General features: G+C 62.8%; 17 protein-coding genes. 12 read left to right on the top strand and 5 right to left on the bottom strand.

What is annotated here, in order from left to right:
* Positions 1–120 precede the first annotated feature (120 nt).
* Positions 121–1,059: a phosphotransferase family protein gene (locus H7B90_RS18110; RefSeq protein WP_185137302.1), complete on the top strand. Its 939-nt coding sequence runs from the start codon at positions 121–123 to the stop codon at positions 1,057–1,059.
* A gap of 67 nt (positions 1,060–1,126) precedes the next feature.
* On the opposite strand, the gene H7B90_RS18105 is transcribed toward H7B90_RS18110, so the two are convergent.
* Positions 1,127–2,221: an extracellular solute-binding protein gene (locus tag H7B90_RS18105; RefSeq protein WP_185137301.1), complete on the bottom strand. Its 1,095-nt coding sequence runs from the start codon at positions 2,219–2,221 to the stop codon at positions 1,127–1,129.
* A gap of 104 nt (positions 2,222–2,325) precedes the next feature.
* Positions 2,326–4,119, bottom strand: coding sequence for an RNA polymerase sigma factor (locus H7B90_RS18100; RefSeq protein ID WP_185137300.1), 1,794 nt, complete (start codon positions 4,117–4,119; stop codon positions 2,326–2,328).
* Positions 4,120–4,352: 233 nt separating this feature from the next.
* Here H7B90_RS18100 and H7B90_RS18095 point away from each other — a divergent pair, with 233 nt between their 5' ends.
* The 6 genes from H7B90_RS18095 to H7B90_RS18070 all read left to right on the top strand — a co-directional run bounded on the left by H7B90_RS18095 (position 4,353) and on the right by H7B90_RS18070 (position 13,451).
* Positions 4,353–5,219, top strand: coding sequence for an AraC family transcriptional regulator (locus H7B90_RS18095; RefSeq protein ID WP_185137299.1), 867 nt, complete (start codon positions 4,353–4,355; stop codon positions 5,217–5,219).
* 93 nt (positions 5,220–5,312) lie between these two features.
* Positions 5,313–6,335, top strand: coding sequence for an ABC transporter substrate-binding protein (locus tag H7B90_RS18090; protein ID WP_185137298.1), 1,023 nt, complete (start codon positions 5,313–5,315; stop codon positions 6,333–6,335).
* Between the two features lie 107 nt (positions 6,336–6,442).
* Complete coding sequence (locus H7B90_RS18085; protein ID WP_185137297.1) at positions 6,443–8,221, top strand: methyl-accepting chemotaxis protein; 1,779 nt, start codon at positions 6,443–6,445, stop codon at positions 8,219–8,221.
* Positions 8,222–8,367: 146 nt separating this feature from the next.
* Positions 8,368–9,192 carry an SDR family oxidoreductase gene (locus H7B90_RS18080; RefSeq protein ID WP_260411102.1) on the top strand — a complete coding sequence of 275 codons (825 nt, stop codon included), beginning with the start codon at positions 8,368–8,370 and terminating at the stop codon, positions 9,190–9,192.
* 933 nt (positions 9,193–10,125) lie between these two features.
* Positions 10,126–12,279, top strand: coding sequence for a catalase (locus H7B90_RS18075; RefSeq protein ID WP_185137296.1), 2,154 nt, complete (start codon positions 10,126–10,128; stop codon positions 12,277–12,279).
* Between the two features lie 125 nt (positions 12,280–12,404).
* A complete protein-coding gene (locus tag H7B90_RS18070; RefSeq protein ID WP_185137295.1) occupies positions 12,405–13,451 on the top strand; it encodes an NAD(P)/FAD-dependent oxidoreductase in 1,047 nt (348 codons plus the stop codon).
* 93 nt (positions 13,452–13,544) lie between these two features.
* Here the strand turns inward: H7B90_RS18070 and H7B90_RS18065 are convergent, their stop codons facing one another.
* The 3 genes from H7B90_RS18065 to H7B90_RS18055 form a co-directional block, all read right to left on the bottom strand.
* Positions 13,545–14,486 carry an alpha/beta hydrolase gene (locus H7B90_RS18065; RefSeq protein ID WP_185137294.1) on the bottom strand — a complete coding sequence of 314 codons (942 nt, stop codon included), beginning with the start codon at positions 14,484–14,486 and terminating at the stop codon, positions 13,545–13,547.
* 113 nt (positions 14,487–14,599) lie between these two features.
* Positions 14,600–15,061 carry a GNAT family N-acetyltransferase gene (locus tag H7B90_RS18060; protein ID WP_260411098.1) on the bottom strand — a complete coding sequence of 154 codons (462 nt, stop codon included), beginning with the start codon at positions 15,059–15,061 and terminating at the stop codon, positions 14,600–14,602.
* A gap of 236 nt (positions 15,062–15,297) precedes the next feature.
* The gene (locus H7B90_RS18055; RefSeq protein WP_185137292.1) at positions 15,298–16,062 is read right to left on the bottom strand and encodes an SDR family oxidoreductase; all 765 of its coding nucleotides are present in this window, start codon (positions 16,060–16,062) and stop codon (positions 15,298–15,300) included.
* Positions 16,063–16,218: 156 nt separating this feature from the next.
* Between H7B90_RS18055 and H7B90_RS18050 the strand changes: the two genes are divergently transcribed.
* The 5 genes from H7B90_RS18050 (at position 16,219) to H7B90_RS18030 (ending at position 19,963) form a co-directional block, all read left to right on the top strand.
* Entirely contained in the window at positions 16,219–17,193 is a 975-nt protein-coding gene (locus tag H7B90_RS18050; protein WP_185137291.1) for a phosphotransferase, read from the top strand.
* A gap of 73 nt (positions 17,194–17,266) precedes the next feature.
* Positions 17,267–17,545, top strand: a complete 279-nt coding sequence (locus H7B90_RS18045) for a DUF2277 domain-containing protein (RefSeq protein ID WP_185137290.1) — start codon at positions 17,267–17,269, stop codon at positions 17,543–17,545.
* Positions 17,546–17,585: 40 nt separating this feature from the next.
* Entirely contained in the window at positions 17,586–18,512 is a 927-nt protein-coding gene (locus H7B90_RS18040; RefSeq protein WP_185137289.1) for a helix-turn-helix transcriptional regulator, read from the top strand.
* A gap of 33 nt (positions 18,513–18,545) precedes the next feature.
* Positions 18,546–18,920, top strand: a complete 375-nt coding sequence (locus H7B90_RS18035; RefSeq protein ID WP_185137339.1) for a winged helix-turn-helix transcriptional regulator — start codon at positions 18,546–18,548, stop codon at positions 18,918–18,920.
* 170 nt (positions 18,921–19,090) lie between these two features.
* Positions 19,091–19,963, top strand: coding sequence for an AraC family transcriptional regulator (locus tag H7B90_RS18030; RefSeq protein ID WP_185137288.1), 873 nt, complete (start codon positions 19,091–19,093; stop codon positions 19,961–19,963).
* The last annotated feature ends 36 nt before the right edge of the window (positions 19,964–19,999 follow it).

Genomic DNA, 19,999 nt, shown 5'->3' with positions numbered 1-19,999 from the left:
GGCCGAGGAATGGACGCGCTTCCTTAGACAGGTATGGGGGTTTGTGCCATTATCGCAAACGTTATATATTAACAAGGTAAACCGAAAATGCAATAAACCTATCCATATGGGAGGCTGCCTATGAATCCGAGTTCCGATGCGCTGTCCGATCGCGTTCTGCAATGGGTCATCGATTCCGCGGGCGGATCGGCCGACGTCCTTGCGTCCGAACGTCTGCAAGGAGGCATCTCGTCCGCCGTTCACGGCATCGTCCTGAGCGTCGACGGAACGCTCCGGCAGCTCGTTCTAAGGCAATTCGAAGACGCGGATTGGATTCGGCGGGAGCCCGACCTGGCCTTGCGCGAAGCGGAGAGCCTGCGGCGGGCCTCCGGGATCGCCGGCGCAAGAACGCCGGCCCTCGTCGCCGTCGACGCCGACGGGACCCGGTGCGGAACGCCGACGCTGTTGATGACGCGGCTCGAGGGGCGGGTCGTGCTGGAGCCGGAGGATGCCTCGCGCTGGCTCGACGGCCTGGCGAGCTCGCTGGCCCGTCTGCACGCCCCGGACCCCGCGGCCGCCGGCGGCTTCCCGTGGACGTTCAGACCTTATTGCGACGCCTCGAAGCTGGACGCGACCTCTTGGTCGTCGGTTCCGGACAAGTGGAAGCTCGCGGCCGATTATTTGACGGCCCGCAAGCCTTCGTTCTCCAAGAAGTTCATTCATCGGGACTACCACCCGGCCAACGTCTTGTGGGACGGGAGCGAAGTGAGCGGCGTCGTCGATTGGGTCAACGGGTGCATAGGTCCGGCGGGGATCGACGTCGGCCACTGCCGCGTCAACCTGGCGCAATTGCGCGGCGTGCGGGAGGCCGACGAATTCCTGGCCCGCTACGAGGAGCATGCCGGCGCCTCCTTCGAATACGATCCCTACTGGGACCTCGTCGCCTTGATCGACTTCGCCTTCTGGCCGCCCGAGGTGTACGGCGGCTGGACGGCGCTCGGGGTGACCGGGCTGACGCCGAAGCTGATGGGCGAACGGCTGGACGCCTATCTGCTCGGCTTATTGGAGCGGATCTCTTGATCATGTTCTAAGCGGATGAAGAGAGCCGGGCTCCCGAATGGGAGTCCGGCTCTTCGGCGCGAGGAGGTCAGGCGAACCTCGTCCAGGATCGGAGCGTCTGGGCCACGTCGGCTCCCTCCAGAATCATCCGGCGAATGTCTTCGTTGACGAGCTGGCGGGAGGTGTTCCATTTCTCGCTGATATAGAAGCCGCTGATCCGGACGTGATCGAGCTCTTGCAGGAAGCGCGACCAGAGGGGGTGCTTCGTCAACCCGCTCCGTTCCGCGAGCGATCGGGCGATCGGCAGGGTCCACGGCGAACGGAACGGCTCGGGACGCTCCAGAACGTAGTGGCGGAGGAACTCCCAGGCGAGCCGGGGATGGCGCGACTTGGTCGTGATTCCCGCGGCTCCCATATAGATCATGTTCGAACGCTCTCCGCCCGGCATGTTCGGCAGGCCGACGACTCCGAACTTGTCCCCCAGCCCGTGATGGACCAGATTGCCGACGAACCAGGCGAAGCCGAACACCATCGCGAAGCCCTGGTGAAGGTCGCCGGCTTCGGAAGGCTCGCCGGGGTTGCGGATCACCCGGTGAAGGCGGTAAGCGTCGACGAGCATCCGGAACGCTTCGATAACGGCCGGCTGGTCGACGTGCCCTCTGGCGGAAGCCCCGTTCGGGGACAAGTACCGGCCGCCGTTGCGCATGACGAACGGCTCGAATTCCTCGATATCGACCCCTAAGCCGAAGCCGAACTGCCGCGCCACTCCGTTGTCGCCTCGGACCGTCAGCTTCTTGGCCAGCTCGATCATCTCGTCCCAGGTCCAATCCTCCGTCGGGTACGCGAGTCCGGCCCGGTCGAAGATCTCCTTGTTGTAGACGATCAACGGAAGCGCGACGTCCACCGGCAAGCCCGGGAGATGGCCGTCCTTGCACGCCACGCGCATGACTCCCGGATTCAGGTCCTCCCTCAGCCCCGGAACCTCGTCGACGTATGGAAGCAGGTCGACGAACATGCCCTTGTAATTGTACAGGGCCCAACCGCCCGATTCGATGATGTCCGGAGCCTCGTCGGACTTGAAGGCCTGCATCGATTCGTAATGGTCCGTCGCCTGCTCGATCGCGATGCGCACGCCGGGATGGTCCCGCTCGAAGGAAGCCTTCGCATCCATGACGTTGTTCAAGTTTTGGAATTCCGTAAGGAACCTGATCTCGATCGTCCCGTTCTTATCGTTTCTATCGTTCTTATCGTTTCTATCGTTCGTATTGTTCCTATCGTTCGTCTCGTTCAAGGCGATATCCCTTTCTCCATTAGGGTTAATGACTTCTCGACGTACTCGACCGCGGCCGCTTCGAAATTTCTCGCCTTCTCCAGCCGCGCCGCGCATCTCTCGCATAATTCGGGCGCCATCGCTTCCGCGGTCCGCACGAACGGAACCTCGGAGGCGATCTCGCCGATCGCTTCGCCCGCTTGCTCGTAGGCTTCCGCCGCCAGCAGGGCCAGCCTCATCGCCTCGCCCTCGAACGGAACGGCGCGCAAGTACCCGGCCGCATACCGCTTCGCCTCCGCGTACACGGCGGCGAGCTGGCCCATGCCGTACCGGTTCGGAGGCGAACCGGGACCGCGGCGCAAATGCCCGATCCAGCGGTCGTAAGCGGCCAGACCCGACGTATACGACAGATAACTCGTCATCGGGCAGTAGGCTCTCGCGTTCCTCGCGTAGTCTGCGGCGAAGCGGAGCGCCCGAGCCGCCGCGTTCCTTCGCGACGCTTCCTCCCAGACAGCGCCGGGCGGCCCGACTGCCGGCTCCCGGCCCCCTTCGACCGCGGCCAGGAACCGGACCGGATTCTCCGCTACGTCGTCGTAGGACAGCGTCTTGCCCTCCGGCTTCATCGCGTCGGTCAGATGGACGAGCCGCCGCTCGTCGTCGTAGCCGTAGATGAGCGACCATTCGTGGACGTACGGCCTCGACGCGGACGTGTCGAAGTACAGCACGGGCTTGCCCGCGTCAATGGTCCGGCGGATAAAGGGCAGCACCGCTTCCTCGATCGGCAGGACGACGGGGAAGCGTTCGACGGCTCCCAGCAGCGGCACCGGCGACTCGGCCAGCTGCCCGCAGAGCATCGTCGCCCCGTATCCGAGCTCTCCCAGGAACGTTCGCAGCGTCTGGCGCCAATCGAACATGTAGATGCCGTCCGCGTAAGTCGCCTTGTCCGAGATCTGCATCCGGAAGGCGAAGCCGGACACCCCCATCAGCTCCGCCGTCTCGCGCGGGTCGCCGAGCGCGGCGAGCAGCTGCCCGACGCGGTCGACGAAGGTCGTCATCGAACGGGCATGCGGCGGGTGCTCCGGCAGCTTCAGAACCTTGCTTCCGACCATGGCGCTTCCTCCCTTCTCGGGCGATAGGCCGAGAGAGACGCGGATCCGCTCCTGCTTCAGCTTCTGGCGGGACCGGTGGATGTACGTGTAGATCGAACCCGTCGTCATCCGGTACATAGAGGCGATCTCGTCCGGGCTGAGCTGCTTGAAGAAGTAGGCCTCGAAGATGGAGCGCTCCTTCCGGGAGAGGACGTGCAGCACCGAGCGGATCGTCTCGTACAGCTCCTTGCGCAGCAGGTGCTCGGCCGGGTCCTGGCCGCTCAGCGCGGCGTCGGCGGCCGACCGGGTCAAGTGGCGCAGGACGCTGTCCAGATCGTCCCATTCGACGCGGTCCGGATCGGCATTGGACGGGCCGAACGAAGCGAACGGCTTCTCCTTCTTATAGGGCCCTCCTCTCCGAAGGCGCATGTTCGCCTGATTGCGCACGATGCGGTGCAGCCACGGCAGGAATCGGCTCGCGTCCTGAAGGGAACCGATGTGCAGAAAAGCGCGGACAAGCGCGTCCTGAACGATGTCGTCGGCCAAGTGCGGATCCCCGGTTATCCGCTCCGCCCAGTCCTTCGCGCGGTTCCGGTGCCGTTCGATCAGCTCGCCGAAGGCTTCCGTGTCTCCGAGCTGGGCCCGCTCCGCGAGTTCCCGGGCCTCGTCCGCTTCCCGATGCTCCAATCCGCGTCCCGCGGAGCTCTGTTCGTGAATTTCCATGTTTTCTCCCGCGTCCCTCCTCGCCCTTCATAGGGGAGATGCCCGCCGAACGGACGATTTGAACAACTCGATGGATCTTCCTTCAAATAAATCGCGAATGAACGGGTGTTTTCCAGTTATTGTATAATAAAACCGAATTCTATTCTATCGTTTTTCGATATAATGAGAGCAATCGAATCGCCGGACGAGCTTCAAGATCCGGGCGATGGAATCGACGAGAGGAGGGGCCTCGGATGAACGACGAGGTCGATCTGGACGCGCTGGCCGCCGAATTCGCGGAAGGCCTGCCGGCCGTGAAGGGCGTCTTCCTGTCATCCTTGAAGCCGAACGTGGACTATCCGGGCCATACCCGCGACAATCCCACGTCCTCGGCCGGCTTGCTGTTCGCGCTCAGGGGAAGGGCGCGCTTCGAGTTCGACGGCGCGCCTTGCGACCTGGAGCCGGGCCGCGTCGCGCACGGGGCGGCGAACATGACGCTGAAGCCCCGCGTCCAGGGGGACTCCGACTTCGAATACGTTCTCGTTCATTACGAGCTCGCCGGTCGCGACAGAGCCCGAATCCCCGGCCGGCGCCCGTATGCCGATTCCCGCTACCTGCTGGAGCCGGGCGAGCTTCCGGGGCTGGCGGACCGGCTGCAGCTGCTGCACCGGACTTGGAACGCATCGGGAGGATTGGCTTCCCTGCGGGCGAAGGAGCTGTTCTACGGCATCCTTGGGGACGTTCTGGAGGCGGCGCGCCGCCGCGGACGGCGGGAGGGCGACGACCCGATCGGGCAGATCGTCGAGTACATTCACCGATCCTACATGGAGCCCCATACGCTCGGATCGTTGGCGGAGCGGTGCGGCGGCATGGACGTCAAGCGATTCTCCTACCTGTTCCGGAAGAGGACGGGCTTCTTCCCGATCGACTACGTGATCCGCCAGCGAATGCTCCAGGCCAGGCGATTGTTAGCTGCGTCCTCGTACGGAGTCGCCCGGATCGCGGAGAGCGTCGGCTACGCGGACGCCCATTATTTCAGCCGTCTGTTCCGGAAGTACGAAGGCTGCTCGCCTACCGAATATCGGCGCCGGTTCGGGAATTGTCCACCTTGGTTTCGCTAATCGTCTATTTTGGAGAGCCGTCTTTTTGACTATAATCATTTTCGATAATGAAAATCATTATCACTAATAGAGTCGAAAAGGTGGGCCATCAACATGAAAAGAACTTATCTCTGCCTCGTCGGCGCGATGCTGATCCTTGCGCTTCTCGCCGGCTGCGGATCGAATACGAGCGAAGGACCGGCCGCCTCGAACGGGAACGCGAGCCCGGCCTCGAGCGCATCGCCGAGCGTCTCTTCGAGCGCGGCCGCCGGCGAGTCCGCAAGCTCCTCTCCGGCGGCCGCCGAGTCTTCGGCCTTCCCGAAGAAGATCGTCCACGCCAAGGGCGAGACGACCCTCGAGACGAAGCCGGCGAAGGTGGCGGTCACGTACTTCCCGTACGCGGAGCATCTGTTCGCCATCGGGGACGAAGCCGCCGTGGCCGGCGTCGTCGGCCTGAAGTCGCTGCGGAACTTCCCGGTCTACGACTCGTTCGTGGGAGACGGCCGCATCGCCGATCTCGGCGACGAAGCCGACCTGGAGAGGATCGCGGCCGCGCAGCCGGACGTCATCGTCGCGTCGGAGTACGACGACAAGATCTACGACCAGCTGGCCAAGATCGCTCCGACGATCGTCATCCCGACGTCCGAGAACTGGCAGGACACGATCGGGAAGGTGGCGGACGTCGTCGGCGACGAAGCGAAGGCGCAAGCGTATATCGACGCCTACGACGCCAAGCTGGAGGGACTCGCGGCCAAGCTCGACAGCGACGGCTTGAAGGGCAAGACGGCCCTGTTCATGATGACGTGGGGCAAGGGCTTCAACTACTACTACGGCAAGCGGCTCGAGCCGTATTACAAGGGACTCGGCCTCTCCGGCTTCGAGAATCAGAAGGATTACGGGGAGATCAGCCTGGAAGGCGTAGCCGAATGGAATCCGGACTATATTTTCCTGGCGGAAGACTTCACGAACAGCGCGGAGCTGAACGCCGAGGCCTTGAAGTCCAACGCGGTGTGGAATTTCTTGAACGCGGTGAAGAACGGCCGCGTGTACGTCGTCGATTCCGAGATCGTGGGCCCGCTCGCGATGGGGCAGAACAAGGGACTGGACTACATGGCCGAAGTCTTCGGCAAGAAGTGAGGCCGAGCGAGGCCGCCGCCTTAAAATTAACGCTTATTCATTAAATTTCCTAACAATTGCCCCTTATACTGGTAGGGATCCCCTATCCTATCAGCGAGGTGCAAGTCGTGCTTACGTGGTTGAAAAACAGAAGTCTTCTGCTCAGCAGTTCCGTCGTCCTGTCGCTTCTCTTCGCCATCCTCGTCGGCGTCATGGCCTGGCTGCTGTACGGCGCCCAACGCGACGCCGTCTATCGCGAATTCGATCGGGTCGGCGACAAGCTCCGGGCGCAGGCGCAAGCGAATCTCAATCTGATCGCTCCGGCTTCGGAAGCGATCATGAGCGGCCGGGAGCCGTCTTCCGAGGATTTGGGCATTCTGAAGAAATTGCTGGACGTCATGACCGATTCGGACTATATGGCCAACGCCTACTATTTTACGACGTCCAAGACGGCCAAGGACGACGGCGTTTATCTGCAGAACCTGCAGCAGAGCGAATCGCTGGCTTCGAACGGCAGCGTGCCCGGCGGGCCGTACAAGGCTTCCGAGGCGTTCGCCGAGTCCTTCGACGCCGCCTTGAAGGGGAAGGAGGACCTGAGCCGTCCGTATACGGACGACAACGGAACGTGGATCTCCTATCTCGCTCCGATCGTCAACGAGCAGGGGCAGGCGGTCGCGGTCTTCGGCCTGGACTTCGACTATGACAAAGTCGCGGCCCACATCAACGGAATCCTGTGGAGAACGATCGGCATCGGCCTTCTGGCGGCGCTGCTCGCGATCGGACTCGTCGTCTTCCTCTTGCGGACGACGATAAGGCCGCTGCGCATGCTGGCCGACAGGTCCGCCCAAGCCGCCGGCGGGGATCTGACGGTCGTCGTGACCGCCAGCGGCGGCAACGAGATCGGACGGGCGGCGCAGTCGTTCAACGCGATGATCGCCAGCCTCCGGAGCTTGACGATCGATATCAAGCAGACGTCGCAGGGCGTCACGGAGGCTTCCCGCAAGCTGAAGGAGACGGCCGATCAGACCGCCCAGGCGACGAACGAGATCGCCGAAGCGATTCAGGGTGTCGCCGCCGGCAACGAATCCCAGCTCGCCAGCGCCGAGGATTCCGGCCGGGCCATGACCGAGATGGCCGTCGGCATTCAGCGCATCGCCGAGTCGTCTTCCGTCGTGTCCGATCTGGCGTCGGCCACGGCGAGCCGGGCGGAAGAGGGCGGCGAGCTGATCGCCCGGACCGTCAGCCAGATGCGGTCGGTCGAGGCGGGCATCGTGAAGGCCGCCGGTTCGATGGACGAGCTGAACCGAGCGAGCGGACGGATCGGCGATATTCTCGCGCATATCTCCGAAGTCGCGAACCAGACCAACCTGCTCGCCTTGAACGCGTCCATCGAAGCTTCCCGCGCCGGGGAGCAGGGCAAGGGCTTCGCGGTCGTCGCCGCCGAGATCCGCAAGCTCGCCGAGCGCTCCAAGCAGTCGTCCGACGAGATCATAGACATCCTCCGGACGATCGGTTCGCAGGCGAACGAGGCGGCCGCCGCGTTGTCGGCCTCGACCGAAGAAGCGCGGTCCGGCTCGGAGCTGGCGAACGCCTCCGGCGAGTCGTTCCGCTCCATCCTCGAAGCGGTGAAGCAAGTGAGCGGCCAGACCGAGGAGGTGTCCGCTTCCTCGGAGGAGATGTCGGCGGGCAGCGAAGAGGTCGCCGCCGCTCTCGAAGAGCTGAAGCGGATCGCCCAAGACTCGGCGGGCCGCTCCCAGCAGGTCGCCGCCGCGGCCGAGGAACAGCTCGCCTCCGGTCGAGGAAGTGACCGGCGCGTCCGGCGAGCTGCGGGCGATGGCGGAGCGGCTGAGCGAGGCGGTCAGCCGGTTCAGGGTCTAGAGCGGACGGCTCCTTCCGTCCTTCCATAGCGTCAGACAGGCAGCCGTCCGCGGGGAACGTCCCGGGCGGCTGCCTGTTCGCGTTTTCCCCCTCCGATCCGGATACGGTTGTTTAAAGTTGGACATAACGATTTATATTCAAGGTATAAACCGCCGAGGAGGAGATGGGGATGGGAATGGGAATGAACCCTTCGAATGAATCGTCGTCCGCGGGGGCCGGCCGGCTGCCGCTTCAGGATAAGGTAGCGATCGTCACGGGGGCGGGCTCGGGCATCGGCCGCGCCTCCGCCCTCGCGCTGGCGCGGGGCGGGGCGAACGTCTGCCTGCTGGACTTGAACGACAACCGGACCGAAGAGGTGGAGAAGGAGATCCGGGAGCTGGGCCGGGAATCCGAATTTTACGACGTCGACGTCTCGGACCCGGAGCGGGTCCGGAAGGCGATCGAGTCCGCCGCCGGGCGGTTCGGCCGCATCGACGTCGTCTTCGCGAACGCGGGCATCAACGGCACGCTCGCGCCGATCGAGGATCTGACGCCGGAGGCGTGGGACGAGACGCTGTCCACGAACTTGAAGGGAACGTTCCTGACGTTCAAATACGCCGTCCCCCACATGAAGAAGACGGGAGGCAGCATCATCGTGACGGCCTCCGTCAACGGCAGCCGCAAGTTCTCCGGCTTCGGCATGTCGGCCTACAGCGCGTCCAAGGCCGGCCAGGTCGCCTTCGCGAAGATGGCCGCGCTCGAGCTGGCCCGCTACAAGATCCGGGTCAACGTCATCTGCCCCGGGGCGATCGAGACGAACATCGGGGAGAACACCGAGAGGACGAAGGAAGTGGACAAGATCCGCATCCCGGTCGAATATCCGGAAGGCGATCAGCCGCTGGAGCGCGGGCCGGGCCGGCCGGAGCAGGTGGCCGATCTGGTGTTCTTCCTCGCTTCGGAGCGGTCCAGCCGCATCTCGGGAACCGAAATCTTCATCGACGGAGCGGAGACGCTGCTGTAAGAGACGACGAAGCATGGCTGTCCCGTTCGTACTCGGTCTGCCATCCGACACGCACCTAACTCGAGCCCGACTCCAAGCCTGCCTCAAGCTCAGCCTAAGTTTGACCGAAGCTCAGCCCACCAAGCCTATCTCAGCCCAATCCCAGCCCAAGTCCAGCCCCCGGAGCGATGTTTGCATGGCTCTCCGGCGGTTGGGCTTTTTTTCTGCGGATAACGCATTTTCACTAACGGAACTTATCCTGAAAAATTTTGGACTTGGACTAGATTCCGGCTCGAAAAGGCGCCTGCTAGTTGAATGGCGGATGGAAAAATCATACAAATTCTATTTGAAGAAGGCGCCTTGCTTAAATGGTGTACGAAAAATCATACAAATTATGCTTCAGGAAGGCGTCTTGCTTAAATGGTGTATAAAAAATCATACAAATTATGCTCTAAGAAGGCGCCTTGCTTAAATGGTGAGTGAAAAATCATACAGAATTCATCTGCCTTGATTTTTTCGGCGGTGCGTTATACGAAAAATCACACAAATGAATCCGCCCGCCTGCGGTAAAGCCCGCCATGTCTGCGAGATTGGTAAATGGGTCATCCGTAGTTTTCTTACATGGATCCAAGTTCCAATGCCGTCGGCCGGAAGGCAGCTAACGGATCGTAGAGACGTTATTTCGTCGAAAACGAGCAATTTCCGATTGTAACGAATCGTAGAAACGTTATTTTGTTCCGAAAGCCCGTTTTTGGGTCCAATCACGCCAAATAAGCTCGCGTGGGTTCGTTAGATTTTCAAACTTGGCTTTTGAAGCCGAATAGCGTCATCTGAGTCCGTTACAGCCCGCCCTATCTCCATTCGCCCGTTCGGGGTTGAGCCTCTCCGCGAACGGGGTAAAGAAAAAGAAGCCGGTCCCAACCGGACCCAATCCCCAGCGAAGGAGTGGCGATCATGAGCGAGCAATCGAGAGAACCGAGAGATCCGAGAGAACCGCGCAACCTCAAGGACCAGCAGCTTGAACAATACCGGGTGACGGACGAAGGGCGGAAGCTGACGACGAACCAAGGCGTCGTCCTGTCGGAGGACGAGTTCTCGCTCAAGGCGGGCGAGAGGGGTCCGACCTTGATGGAGGACTTCCACTTCCGCGAGAAAATGACCCACTTCGACCACGAGCGAATTCCCGAGAGAATCGTGCACGCCAGAGGGTTCGCCGCGCATGGCGAGTTCCAGGTCTACGAGTCGCTGGCTCCCTACACGAAGGCGAAGTTCCTGCAGGATCCCGCCAAGAAGACGCCCGTCTTCGTCCGGTTCTCGACCGTCGCCGGCTCGCGCGGTTCGGCGGAGACCGTTCGCGACGTCCGCGGCTTCGCGACCAAGTTCTATACGGAAGAAGGCAACTACGACCTCGTCGGGAACAATATGCCGGTGTTTTTCATCCAGGATGCCATCAAGTTCCCCGATCTCGTGCACGCGCTCAAGCCCGAGCCTCATCACGAGATGCCCCAGGCGGCCTCGGCCCACGACACCTTCTGGGACTTCGTGGCGAACAACCCGGAGACGGCCCACATGGTCCTGTGGCTGATGTCCGACCGGGCGCTGCCCCGCAGCTTCCGGATGATGGAAGGGTTCGGCGTCCATACGTTCCGGTTCGTGAACGACCTCGGACAAGCGCACTTCGTCAAGTTCCACTGGAAGCCGGTGCTCGGCGCGCACTCCCTGGTGTGGGACGAGGCGCAGAAGATCGCGGGGCAGGATCCGGACTTCAACCGGCGCGACATGTGGGAGGCGATCGAGAGAGGGGACTTCCTGGAGTTCGAGCTGGGCGTCCAGCTTCTCCCCGAAGAGGACGAGTTCCGGTTCGACTTCGACATCCTGGACCCGACGAAGCTGTGGCCGGAAGAGGAAGTGCCGGTGAAGCTCGTGGGGAAAATGACGTTGAACCGCAACGTGGACAACGTGTTCGCGGAGACCGAGCAGGTCGCGTTCCATCCCGGCCACGTCGTGCCGGGCATCGACTTCACCAACGACCCGCTGCTCCAGGGGCGCCTGTTCTCCTACACGGATACGCAGCTCATCCGGCTCGGCGGCCCGAACTTCCACGAACTGCCGATCAACCGGCCCGTCTGCCCGTTCCATAACAACCAGAGGGACGGCTACGGCCGCCAGACGATCAACCGCGGGGCCGTCAGCTACCGGAACAATTCGCTCGCCGGCAATACGCCGGCCCCCGTAAGCGAAGCCGAGGGCGGCTACGTCCATTACCAGGAGAAAATAGAAGGCCGCAAGGTGCGCGCGCGAAGCGCGAGCTTCCGGGACCATTTCTCGCAGGCGGCCCTGTTCTGGAACAGCATGAGCGAGGTGGAGAGGAAGCACATCGTCCAGGCGTTCAGCTTCGAGCTGGGCAAGGTCGGGAGCCCGTCCGTGCGGCAGCAGGCGGTCGACCTGTTCGCCAACGTCAGCCTCGAGCTGGCGGTTCCCGTCGCCGAGGCCATCGGAGCGGTTCCGCCCCGGGAAGGCGGCTCGAAGGAGACTCGCCGGTCGCCGGCCCTCAGCCTGATGAATACCGCGAAGTCGCCGAAGGGCCGCAAGGTCGCCGTCCTGCTGGGCGAAGACTTCGACGGGGCGTACGTGCGGGCGGTGATGGACGTCTTGCAGGCGGCCGGCGTTCGGGCGGAGGCCGTCGCCGGCCGGCTCGGGAAGCATCGCGGAGCGGACGGCTTCGAGCTGGAGGCCGTCCATACGTACGCGACGACCGATTCCGTCCTGTTCGACGCGATCTACGTCGCCTCCGGCCGGGTCGACGTCGGCCAGGCGGATAAGGGCCCGGCGGAATTCCTGCGGGACGCCTTCGCCCACTATAAGCCTATCGCGGCGTCTCACGGCGGAACGGTTTGGCTCGAGACCGGCGGCCTGGCGGGCAGCCAGGGCGTGATCTCCGCGGCAATGCCCGACTTGCCCGATTCATCCGCCTCGTCCGCTTCATTCGCTTCATCCGATTCGCCGGATTCCGCCGCGTTCGCCGAGGCGTTCCTGGAGGCGATCGCCTTGCACCGGCATTGGGATCGCGTCGTTCCGAAGGGGGAGCGCCGCTGTCCTTCGATTTAATTCTGCAATTTCATCCTGTGAATAATTAGCGTCATTAGGCGATTAGAGTTGACGTTGATAATCATTATCAACTACAATGAGAGGCAGTGATGTTCAAACCGGCGATCCAGACAGGGGAATGAAGGATGAGCGACCAACTCGAGCTGTACGACGTGACGATCATCGGCGGAGGCCCCGCCGGCATGTATACGGCTTTCTATAGCGGCATGAGAGACTTGAAGACGAAGCTGATCGAGGCTCGCGACGAATTGGGCGGGAGAGTGCTGATCTACCCGGAGAAGATGATCTGGGACGTCGGCGGGCTCCCTCCGACGCTGGGCCGGCAGCTGCTCGAGCAGATGATCCGGCAGGCGAAGACGTTCGATCCGACGATCGTGCTCGGCCAGCAGATCGTCTCCTGCGACCGTCAGGCGGACGGCACGTTTATCCTGACCGCCGCGAACGGGGAGCGCCACTGGACGCGGACGGTCGTGCTCGCGATCGGCTACGGCATCCTCGAGCTGGCGAAGCTCGACATCGAAGGGGCGGACCGCTTCGAGGTGACGAACCTGCACTACACGGTGCAGGAGCTCGAGGAGTTCCGGGGCAAGCGCGTGCTCATCTCGGGCGGGGGCGATTCCGCGGTCGACTGGGCGAACGCGCTGGAGCCGATCGCGAGCAGCCTTACCGTCGTCCACCGGCGCGACCAATTCGGCGGCCACGAGCGCAACGTCAAGCGGATGAAGGAGTCCTCGGCTTCCGTCCGGACGCCTTATACGGTGGAGTCGCTGCACAGCGGCAACGGCACGACCATCGACGAAGTGACGATCGCCCACGCGGAGACGGGAGAACGGGAGAGAATCGCCGTCGACGCGGTGATCGTCAACCACGGCCTGCGCTACAACTTCGGCCCGATCCGGGAGTGGGGGCTGGACATGGGCGACTGGCACGCGAACGTCAGCAGCAAGATGGAGACGAATATCCCCGGCATATTCGCGGCCGGAGACTTCGTCAAGCACGACAGCAAGGTTCATCTGATCGCCGGCACGTTCAACGACGCCATCCTGGCGCTGAACAGCGCCAAGCTGTATCTGGATCCGCAGGCGGAGAGATTCGCGTACGTCTCCTCGCACAACCCGAAGTTCAAGGAGAAGAACCGGGAGCTCGGAGTCGTCGACGAACACGAAGAATAGATCGGCACGGCATGTCGAAGCATGCATGGCATGAAGCCGAACGAGGAAGGTCCGGCATCCGCCGTCGCGGAGCCGGACCTTCTTCTATGGGCGTTACCCCGCGTGGCGACGGAGGAATCGCCGGACGGCGCTCTCGTAGCCTTCGGGGTCCGCGGAGTACGCGAGGCCGTGGCCGGCGTCCGGGACGACGAGCAGCTCCTTCTCGGACGCGCACTCGTCGTACAGCCGGCGGACCATCCCGAACGGGACGAACGTGTCGGCGTCGCCATGGATGAACAGAATCGGCGTCTTCGCCCGCGCGACTTGGCGGAGGGCCGACGCTTCGTAGAACGAATAGCCCGCCCGGATCCGGCAGACGAGGCTCGTGACCGGGACGAGGGGGAACGCGGGCAGCTTGTACAGCCGCTTCAGTTGATACGAGAGAATGTCGACGGCCGACGTGTAGGCGCAGTCGCTGACGACGGCCTTCACCTGCCCGGGAAGCCGCTCGCCGCTCGTCATCAGCACGGTGGCCCCGCCCATCGAGACGCCGTGCAGAACGATCCGGCAGTCCGTCCCTTGGCGGCCGACGGCGTAATCGATCCATTCGAGATAGTCCTCCCGTTCCGGCCATCCGAAGCCGATATAACCGCCCTCGCTTCGTCCGTGTCCCCGCGCGTCCGGCATGAGCACGCAATAGCCGAGCTTCTCGCGGTAGAACCTGGCGAGCGAGCGCATGTTGCTCATCGCCTCGCCCGAATAGCCGTGCGCCAGAATGACCGTCCGGTTCGACGGCTCGTCCGCTTCCAGGTAATAGCCGTGCAGCGCGAGACCGTCGCGGGACTTCACGGCGACGTATTCCCAGGGCTGCCGCCGGGCCCACTCTGCGGCTTCGTCCGGCCGGCGAGCTCCGAAGTCGTCCAGATCCGGACTCCGTTCCAGAACCGCCTTCTTGTTCCTCGCTATCGCGACGCGGTAGAAGTAGAGCCCCGACGCGGCGAGCCCGGCCGCGAGGACGGCCAGGATAATGATCGTAACGGCGATCGCTGTGCCCATGGCATGCCCGTTCCTTCCGATTGTCTTGTTGGTAAATTTATCTTACCGCTTGTTCGTCCAAGCGCGCAACGACAACGAGCCGCCCTCGAAGAGAGGGCGGCTCGCTGCCGAATTCAGAATCGCAATTCCCGTACGATCTCCCGATCGCACGCATCCACCTCTTCGAACCCAAGCGAGGCGTACAGCCTCGCGGCCGTCTCGTTCCCCGGACGGTGTCCGAGCCGGATTCGGTCGCAGCCGTGCGTCTCCCGGATGAGTCGAATAAGCTCCTTCATTCCGGCTCGGCCGAAGCCTCTCCCCTGATGGCCGCCGTCGATCATGAAGGCCATGATCCAGTAGCTTCCGTCGTCGGGATCGACGGCGTAGGCCGCGAACCCGACAAGCTCTTCCGAGGCATAGACGGCCAGGGGCGCGAATCCGCAATAGGCAGACTCGGCCAGCCAGTACACGATCGGGACGGGAAAAACGCCTCGCTGCTCCTCCGTGACCTCAAGCTGGGAGCAATCATACCAGTTGTTCGCATCGACCGGCCTCAGCTCGACCGCCGGCGAATATCGCTTTTCCAATTCCATCATAGCCAGTCTGCCTCCCATGGCCTTGCGAGAGGCGCTTATCCGTCCCTACCGGCAACGACCTCTCGCAGGCTTATTCGTGTTCAGAATCGTATTCAACACCTCATCACTCCTTCGGAAGTCGTTGTAGGGACAACGATAAGCATGGCGGTCCGCTTAAGAGAATCCCTCGTTCTTCATTGTCGGCCATTCATCCAGTTTAGGCAAGTATTTCCTGGATTGGGCAGCGAGCCGATTCCTTACAAGCGGGTACCGCCGCTCGCGTCGATCAGCTGCCCGGTCACCCAGCGGCTGTCGTCGGATGCGAGGAAGGCGGCGATGTCGGCCACGTCCTCGGGCTGCCCCCATCGGCCGAACACGGACAGGCCGGCGGCGAACGCCCGCCCTTCCGGGCTGCCGAGCGTTCCGGCGTTCATCTCGGTCTCGACGATGCCCGGCATGAGGGCGTTCACGGTAATCTGCCGCGCCCCAAGCTGCTGGGCCAGGGCGAGAGTCATCGTGTTGACCGCGCCCTTCGACACGCTGTAGCCGAGCAGGCCGGGGAAGGCGATCCGCGTCACCGCGGACGAGAGATTGATGATCCGGCCGCCGTCGTTCAGGCGGGCCAGCGCTTCCCGCGTGACGAGAATCGGCGCTTTGACATGGAGGTTCAACACCTCGTCCAACGACTCCGCCGTCGTCTCCTCGAGCGGAATCGTCTGCCCGATTCCGGCGTTATTGACGAGAATGTCGAGCCGGTTATGGCCGATTCGCGCCGTCAGCTCGGCGTCCAGGGCGGCGAACAGACGCAGAATTCCTTCCGCCGACGACAGGTCGGCTTCCACCGCGAAGGCTTCGCCTCCGGCCGTCCGGATCTCCCGGACCGTCAGCTCCGCCGCGCTCCGGTTGCTCCCGTAATGCACCGCCACGAGAGCGCCCTCCCGCGCGAGGCGGACCGCGATGCCGCGGCCGATCCCCCGGCTTGCCCCCGTCACCAATGCAACCTTCTTTTCCAACTTGTTCATTCGGCTCATCTCCCTTATCGAAACTACTTCTCCGTTGTAACACGGGGCCGGCTTCGCTATGTTGCTCTCTCATTCGGAGGGAGGCTTCGCGGAGGATTCTCCGGCCGGGAAGCGGAATAGATAGGAGAGGACTTATAGGAGACGAGGGTTGCGCGCTTGGAAGACGCGGATGATCGATTGTTCAGGGAGTGCGAGGGCAAGTTCGGGTTCCGTATCGTTCGGGCGGAGCCCGTTCGCTTGGGCTGGTTAAACGCCAAATGGGTTCTCCACACCGACGGGGAGCCGCTTGTTCTGAAGAAATATCATGCCAGGAGGTACAAAGAAGCGAAGGTGCTGGAAGCCGCGCTAATTGGGCAGCAACGGCTTCATGAGGCCGGCATTCCTTGTCCGCGGGTGCTGGAATTCCAAGGCACTCTGCTGCACGAAGCGCAGTCCGGAGACCGGTATATGCTCATGCGCTTTTGCGAAGGAGAACGGATCGGGAGCGGGACGGCGAGCGCGTCCCGGATGTACGATCTCGGCAGGGTGGCGGGAGCGATGCACCGGCATCTGAACGACGGTTCGACGGACGGGGAGGAACCGGAGCCGCAGTTCGTTCCTCCGGAGCCCGAGGATCGGATCCGCCATTGGGATGCCGCCATCGAACAAGCCGAGCGGGAAGGCGGGACGCATCTGGTTCCGCTATTCGAGCGCCAGAAGGACCGCGTCCGCGAACTGGACGTCGGGAGGCTCCGGCATCGGTGCGAGCGGGGTTGGGCTCACCGGGATTTGTGGACGGACAACCTGCTTTTCACCGGCGATCGCGTCTCGGCCGTGCTCGACTTCGACCGGCTGAACTACGATTATCCCGAACTGGACGCGGCGAGAGCGATCCTCTCGGGCGGCCTGAACGAAGAAGAAGGGTTGGACTTGCGGAAGGTCGACGCCTTCCTGTCCGGTTATCGGGAGTTTCGCGCCTTCCCGCAGGGGCAGATCGCGGATTCTATCGCGCTGCTATGGTACATGGAGAGCGTATGGTGGCTCCGCCCCGGAATGGACGGCAAGGACCCGATTCCGAGACGGTTCGCGAACGAGATGATGTGGATCGCTTCGCAAGGGGACGAGCTCCCGAAGAGGTTATCGAGCCTGTAACGAGCCGGACCGGTTGGAGCGACGCCATTTTTTGATTACAATGAGTAAAAAAGTTCGCAGGAAGGTGAGCGCGATGTGCCGTAATATCAAGACGCTGTTCAACTTCGATCCGCCGGCGACGGACGAGGAGATCCAGGCGGCTTCGCTTCAATTCGTGAGGAAGCTCGCGGGCTTCAACGCTCCGTCGAAGGCGAACGAAGAGGCGTTCCGTCTCGCCGTGGAAGAGGTCGCGGCGGCCGCCGACAAGCTGCTGAAGTCGCTCGTGACGAACGCGCCCAGCCGGAACCGGGAAGTCGAGATTCAGCGGGCGCGCGCCCGGTCGGTGAAGAGGTTCGGGCCGAAGCCGCAATGACGGAGGGCGAGAAGCCGAAGCCGGGAGGGGGAGGAACGCGGTGAAGCTGGAGAGGCTGATCTCCATGATCTATATGCTGCTCAACAACGAGGTCGTCTCGGCTTCGGCGCTGGCGGACAAATACGGGGTATCGCAGCGGACGATCTACCGCGACATCGAGGCGATCTGCGCGGCCGGCATTCCCGTCGTCTCCTATCAAGGGGCGAACGGCGGCTACGGCATCATCGACACGTACAAGATGGACCGGAGCCTGCTCGGGTCGTACGACGTGGAGTCGCTTGTGACGATTCTGAGCAGCCTGTCGAACGTATTCGACGACGAGCAGGCGATGGATACGGTGCGGAAGCTGCAGACGATTCGTAGGGACGATTCCGATCCCGTTCTGGACATGGACATCGGCAGCCACCGCGGCTTCCTGACCGAACTGCGAATGCTCCGGACGGCTATTCTGGAGCGGAACGTCGTGAGATTCGAATATATCAGCTGGAAAAGCGAGAAAACGATCCGGCTCGTCGAACCGGCCAGCCTGAAATACCGGAACGGCTCTTGGTACTTGTTCGGCTATTGCCGGGAGCGGCGCGGCCACCGGGAGTTCAAGCTGTCGCGCATGTCCGGGCTGGAGGCGCTGTCCGAGCGCTTCGTCCGCAGGCTGGATGCGGCCTTGGAGAAGCCGGAGCTGGAGCCGGGATTGTTCGGGACGGAAGAGGAGACCGAGCTTCGCGACGTCGTCCTTCGGTTCGAGAAGGAGGCCGTTCCCCGCGCCCTGGATCACTTCGGCCGGGGAGACCGCTCCCTGCGCGAAGACGGCTCGCTGACGGTCGCGCTGAAGGTTGCGAATCCGGCTCGCGCGCGTTGGCTCCTCCGGGTGCTGCTCGGCTTCGGGGACGAGGTCGTCGTGGAGGAGCCGCCCGAACTGAGGGAGGCGGTCCGTTCGACGCTGGAGAAGATGCTCCGGAGATATTCCTGAGAGAGCCCGAAGAAGAGGGGAGCGATCGTGGCTATGGAAGAGCCGGCCAAAGTGTACAACACCGCCGTAGAGGCGACGCTGGAGGTGATCGGGGGCAAGTGGAAGCCCGTCATCCTGTTCTACCTCACCTTCGGCAAGAAGCGCAACGGCGAGTTCCGCAGCCTGATCCCCGACATCACCCAGAAGGTGCTGACGGAGCAGCTGCGGGAGCTCGAAGAGGAAGGCATCGTCAAGCGCACGACCTATAACGAGGTGCCGCCCCGGGTCGAATACGAGCTGACGGACTACGGCTGGAGCCTGAAGGAGCTCCTTCGCCTGATGTGCAGGTGGGGAGACGGCCATATCGAGCGCAAATACGGGGACAAGGCCGTCGTCCGCAACCCGACGCCGGACGCGCTGCCCCAATAAGAAGAAGAGATCCGGCTTCACGAAGGCATCCGCTCCGCGGCTGCCTTTTTTTGACGGTTCCGAAGAAGCGGCCGCTCCGGGCCGACTGCCGGGGGCAAATATCGCAAGATAAATCAAAACAGGGGCCCTCTTCTGTCGTATAGTGAAAATAACTCCATGGAGGCATCGATTTGAACTACAAGGATTCGGTAAGCAAGGCTATCGCCTATATAGAGGCACGTCTGACCGAAAAGCTGTCCAGCGCCGAAGTGGCGGAAGCCGCAGGGTATTCCCCTTACCATTTCCATCGGATCTTCCAGTCGCTGACCCGAACCTCCGTCTCGGAGTACATCAGCAAGCGGAGATTGACTCGCGCGGCCTATGACCTGTTCCATACCGACGGAAGAATCATCGAGATCGCCCTGCGCTATCGGTTCGATTCGCAGGAAGCCTTCACCCGCGCCTTCCGGAAGCTGTTCTCCGTCTCGCCCGGACAATTCCGCAAGCGGAGGGACATGAAGGACACCCTGTTCCGGGCGATGGAGAAGCTCCCGCTGGATGACGCGGGGCTGCGGCATCTGCATGAGGGCATCTCCCTCGAGCCCTCCATCGTCCGCTTGGACGAGCTGCGCCTGGTGGGCTTGTCGATCCCGGGCCTTCGCTCGGACGAGATCGGAAGGCTCTGGCGCAGCTTCCGGGAGCGCGAGCGGGAGATCAAGCGCAAGCCGGGTACGGAGGGGGTCGCTTATTCCGTCATCGAGCTGGCAGGCGAGGGCTGGGAAGTCTTATACACCGCTTGCGCCGAAGTCGACCGCGAAGAGAGCCCGGTTCCGGCAGGGATGGCGGCCAAGCGGCTTCCCGCAGCCGACTATGCGGTTTTTTCGCACAAGGGAACCTTGGCCAGACTTAACGATACGTTCCAATACATTTACGAGGAGTGGCTGCCCCGGTCGGGCCGCATTCGGACCGACGCCCCGGAGTTCGCGCGATACGACGAACGATACTTGGGGCCGGCGGACGAGAATTCCGTGCTGGACCTCTTTATTCCGGTCGGCCCGGCATAGGGGAGCCTGGAAACGGAGGAAGAAGTCGAGATGAAG

Origin of the sequence: Cohnella xylanilytica (assembly GCF_014212175.1) — a bacterium.
Taxonomy (GTDB): Bacteria; Bacillota; Bacilli; order Paenibacillales; family Paenibacillaceae; genus Cohnella; species Cohnella xylanilytica.
The sequence above is the reverse complement of the archived record's forward strand: the minus strand, read 5'-3'. Positions and strand labels throughout refer to the sequence as shown.

Excerpts from the sequence above, each read along its gene's own strand:
- H7B90_RS18070 (WP_185137295.1), top strand. The coding sequence starts at position 12,405 with ATGAGCGACCAACTCGAGCTGTACGACGTGACGATCATCGGCGGAGGC.
- H7B90_RS18045 (WP_185137290.1), top strand. The coding sequence starts at position 17,267 with ATGTGCCGTAATATCAAGACGCTGTTCAACTTCGATCCGCCGGCGACG.
- H7B90_RS18090 (WP_185137298.1), top strand. The coding sequence starts at position 5,313 with ATGAAAAGAACTTATCTCTGCCTCGTCGGCGCGATGCTGATCCTTGCG.
- H7B90_RS18060 (WP_260411098.1), bottom strand. The coding sequence starts at position 15,061 with ATGATGGAATTGGAAAAGCGATATTCGCCGGCGGTCGAGCTGAGGCCG.
- H7B90_RS18110 (WP_185137302.1), top strand. The coding sequence starts at position 121 with ATGAATCCGAGTTCCGATGCGCTGTCCGATCGCGTTCTGCAATGGGTC.
- H7B90_RS18100 (WP_185137300.1), bottom strand. The coding sequence starts at position 4,119 with ATGGAAATTCACGAACAGAGCTCCGCGGGACGCGGATTGGAGCATCGG.
- H7B90_RS18075 (WP_185137296.1), top strand. The coding sequence starts at position 10,126 with ATGAGCGAGCAATCGAGAGAACCGAGAGATCCGAGAGAACCGCGCAAC.
- H7B90_RS18080 (WP_260411102.1), top strand. The coding sequence starts at position 8,368 with ATGGGAATGAACCCTTCGAATGAATCGTCGTCCGCGGGGGCCGGCCGG.
- H7B90_RS18055 (WP_185137292.1), bottom strand. The coding sequence starts at position 16,062 with ATGAACAAGTTGGAAAAGAAGGTTGCATTGGTGACGGGGGCAAGCCGG.
- H7B90_RS18035 (WP_185137339.1), top strand. The coding sequence starts at position 18,546 with ATGGAAGAGCCGGCCAAAGTGTACAACACCGCCGTAGAGGCGACGCTG.
- H7B90_RS18065 (WP_185137294.1), bottom strand. The coding sequence starts at position 14,486 with ATGGGCACAGCGATCGCCGTTACGATCATTATCCTGGCCGTCCTCGCG.
- H7B90_RS18095 (WP_185137299.1), top strand. The coding sequence starts at position 4,353 with ATGAACGACGAGGTCGATCTGGACGCGCTGGCCGCCGAATTCGCGGAA.